General features: G+C 43.5%; 3 protein-coding genes. 2 read left to right on the top strand and 1 reads right to left on the bottom strand.

The window, feature by feature from the left end; translation table 11 throughout:
* Positions 1–81: 81 nt before the first annotated feature.
* Positions 82–417: a helix-turn-helix domain-containing protein gene (locus T411_RS0115580; RefSeq protein ID WP_000492997.1), complete on the bottom strand. Its 336-nt coding sequence runs from the start codon at positions 415–417 to the stop codon at positions 82–84.
* Between the two features lie 131 nt (positions 418–548).
* Between T411_RS0115580 and T411_RS0115575 the strand changes: the two genes are divergently transcribed.
* Both T411_RS0115575 and T411_RS0115570 read left to right on the top strand, forming a co-directional pair.
* Complete coding sequence (locus T411_RS0115575; RefSeq protein WP_000743997.1) at positions 549–1,628, top strand: replication initiation factor domain-containing protein; 1,080 nt, start codon at positions 549–551, stop codon at positions 1,626–1,628.
* 1 nt (position 1,629) lies between these two features.
* Complete coding sequence (locus tag T411_RS0115570; protein ID WP_000842207.1) at positions 1,630–1,986, top strand: hypothetical protein; 357 nt, start codon at positions 1,630–1,632, stop codon at positions 1,984–1,986.
* Positions 1,987–2,147: the final 161 nt, after the last annotated feature.

Genomic DNA, 2,147 nt, shown 5'->3' with positions numbered 1-2,147 from the left:
TCCCACAGAGCCTGTGATACTCACCTTGTATTCGCAAGCGTAGCGCGCCAGTGTTTGAGCGCTAGCGAGTCTTTTGATTACCTACCTAAATTCTTTTTGTATTTCTCGACTCTTACTTCTCATCAGCAAAGCCTCCATCAAAATGAATAATGACTCTTTTTCTGGTTCATCAAGTGATTCAATCATTCGGATTTTCGATTTCAGCTTTTCGTCAATGTTTGTTTCGCTATCGCTGACAAGTTCAGCTATTGGTACACCATAGAATTTTGCTAATTTTTCTACAGTTTCCAGTTTTGGTGATTGTGTGCCTTTTTCATAAGCTAAATAGGTATTTTTTCCAACGCCGATACCATTTGCTACTTCTTCTTGGTTTAGATCTCTCTCAACTCTTAAATCCCTAATTTTTGAACTAAACATACATACCACCCCTATAGTTGTGCTTATTTTTGAACATTATAATCCCTGTTTTTTTGGACAGCTGTTTACAATCCCAATATTTTGGGATAACTTATCACTATAAATTGAACTTGACAGGTTTTTGAAGGCTAATGAAAAAGCAGATTTTCACTCTTGATGAATTACAACTCGATACAAACGCTTCTCCGTTTGTTTTTGTCGATTATCTTGCTTGGTCGGTTCCTTATGCTTCATTCCGTCACGCGCATAAGTCCGATTTGTCCTCGCTTATCTGGGCGCCTCTTCCTAAGCCTGATTACCGTATGGCTCGCACACCTGAGCAAAAAGAGAAGTTAATCGAGCTTTATAAGCAGAAGTGGAACGTTGCCATGATGGAACGCTTGGAGGTCTTTTGCCTTCATGTTCTTGGTCTTCGTATGTCGCCTTGGCGCGATAAGGGGCTTTATGGGTATGAAAACTCATGCCATTTGATGTCTAAGTACTCCAATAAACACGTGGGCTTTGTTGCGCTAGGGGGAAACCGTAATACCTGTTACTTCCAAATTGAGGGAGTAGGGTGTCGAACCGTGTTAGAGCACACCTCTTTATTCCGTCTTCATTGGTGGCTCGATTTATTAGGTTGCTCTCGTCTGTCTCGTATTGATTTAGCCGTTGATGACTTTCACGGTTTGTTTGGCCGTGAGTACGCCAAAAAAGCCTATTCCGATGACGCCTTTCGCACCGCTAGAGCGGGACGTGCCCCTAACGGTGGTGAGCGATTAGTCTCTGAGCCTAATGGCAAAATCATCAATGAATCTTTCGAGGTAGGCTCTCGTGAATCTCGCATTTACTGGCGTATCTACAACAAGGCTGCTCAGCTTGGTTTAGATATGCACTGGTTTCGTAATGAGGTCGAGCTTAAAGATATGCCTATCGACGTTCTGCTCAATATCGAGGGGTATTTTGCAGGTTTGTGCGCGTACTCGGCCTCAATTATCAATTCCTTGCCTGTCAAGGTGGTCACAAAAAAGCGTCAAGTGGCGCTTGATATCCACTCACGCATTAAGTGGGCTCGTCGTCAGGTCGGTAAGACGTTGTTTGATATTTCAAAGCATTTTGGTGGTGATTTGGAAAGGGTGTTTGGGGCGTTGATTTCTAAGGAAATTCACGACGATTCACTCAACCTTCCAGATTCTTATATGAAGTTAATTGATGAAATTATGGGTGATTAATATGAAATCTCGTTTTGTTGTTTTTGGTGCCTCTCATTCTGAAGGGGTGAGTAAGACTGGTGCTCCTTACCTTATCCCAGTGCTTTTTGTTGGTAAGCCGATTCGCCAGTGGAAAAACGATAAAGGCCAATGTTTGACGTTTGGCTTGCAGCATCAGGAAGTGAAATTTGTATCCAGTGACGCGATGACCAGAAAACTCGAACAGACCGCCTTTCCGGTTCTTGTCACGTTTGACAATGAGCCAGACCCAGAAGACCCATCGCGTAACCTCGTGATTGATTATCAAGTGGTGTGTTCCTTGTTTGACAACGTGCCGGGCGGCAAGCCATTGGATAAACCTCAACCCATTAAATCTTGATGGACTTAACCCATTATGTCTGGAGCGAGGCGCTCTATTTCGCGGTGGTCAAGGCCGTTCTCGTTCTGTTCTTTACATCCTTTGGGATTGGCGCGGTTGCCAGTCTCATTTTATCCACGGTAAAGGAGAAGCTACATGTTTAGCTCACTGAAAAACAAACT

The organism is Vibrio cholerae ATCC 14035 (assembly GCF_000621645.1).
Classification (GTDB): domain Bacteria; phylum Pseudomonadota; class Gammaproteobacteria; order Enterobacterales; family Vibrionaceae; genus Vibrio; species Vibrio cholerae.
Note: the sequence above shows the minus strand (reverse complement) of the source record. Positions and strands in the feature narration are given on the sequence as shown.